Annotated in this window: 1 rRNA gene; it reads right to left on the bottom strand. The window is 52.8% G+C overall.

Annotated elements, in window-relative coordinates:
• Positions 1-1,199: ribosomal RNA gene (locus tag MsAg5_RS04490) — 16S ribosomal RNA — on the bottom strand; the annotation flags it as partial.
• Between the last annotated feature and the right edge of the window lie 114 nt (positions 1,200-1,313).

Raw genomic sequence — 1,313 nt, 5'->3', positions numbered from 1 at the left:
CCCATTGTCCCGTCCATTGTAGCCCGCGTGTAGCCCAAGGGATTCGGGGCATACTGATCTACCGTAGCCCGCACCTTCCTCCGGTTTAGCACCGGCGGTCCCTACAGAGTCCCCATCTATCCGAAGATAATGCTGGTAACTGTAGGCACGGGTCTCGCTCGTTGCCTGACTTAACAGGATGCTTCACAGTACGAACTGGCGACGACCATGCACCTCCTCTCAGCGATTCAGGTAAAGTCTTCAGCTTGACCTACATATTGCTGTCTCCCCTGGTGAGTTTTCCGGCGTTGAGTCCAATTAAACCGCAGGCTCCACCCGTTGTTGTGCTCCCCCGCCAATTTCTTTAAGTTTCAGCCTTGCGGCCGTACTTCCCAGGTGGTTCGCTTCACGGCTTCCCTTCGGCACCAGACATAGTCACGCCATGCCTGACACCTAGCGAACATCGTTTACGGCTGGGACTACCCGGGTATCTAATCCGGTTCGTGCCCCCAGCTTTCGTCCCTCACCGTCGGACTCGTTTTGGTAAGGCGCCTTCGCCACAGGTGGTCCCACAAGGATTACAAGATTTCACTCCTACCCCTGTAGTACCCCTTACCTCCCCCGATCCCAAGCCCGGAAGTATCCGCTGATAGCCCGAATGTTGAGCATTCGGATTTCCCAACGGACTGTCCGGGCCGGCTACGGACCCTTTAGACCCAATAAAAGCGGCTACCACTCGGGCCACCGGTATTACCGCGGCGGCTGGCACCGGTCTTGCCCGGCCCTTGCTAACACCTACGACTTAAGTAGGTGGACAGCCCACATTTGATGTGAGCACTCGGTGTCTCCTTATCACAGTTTCCTGCATTGTAAAGTTTTCGCGCCTGCTGCGCCCCGTAGGGCCTGGATTCATGTCTCAGAATCCATCTCCGGGCTCTTGCTCTCACAACCCGTACCCGTTGTCGGCTAGCGGGTACATTACACCCGCTACAACCTGATAGGCCGCAGACCCATCCTCAGACGAAATTCTTTGAATCTCTAAGCAATTCCAGCAGAAGAGATTTATCCGGAATTATCCTCAGTTTCCCGAGGTTATGCCGGATCTGAGGGCAGGTTATCCACGTGTTACTGAGCATTACGCCATGTTCACGAAGAACATTTGACTCGCATGGCTTAGTCAAACACCGATAGCAGTAACCTCCGGCAGAATCAACCGGAATTATTACTGGCAACTATATTTCATTTGCCTGCACAGCTTTTATTTAATATTGTTTGGAAAGTTTAAAACTAAATTTGATTTTGGCCAAGGATTACAATCAAACGAAAAGAGCGCC

Origin of the sequence: Methanolapillus africanus (assembly GCF_032714475.1) — an archaeon.
GTDB lineage: Archaea > Halobacteriota > Methanosarcinia > Methanosarcinales > Methanosarcinaceae > Methanolapillus > Methanolapillus africanus.
Note: the sequence above shows the minus strand (reverse complement) of the source record. Positions and strands in the feature narration are given on the sequence as shown.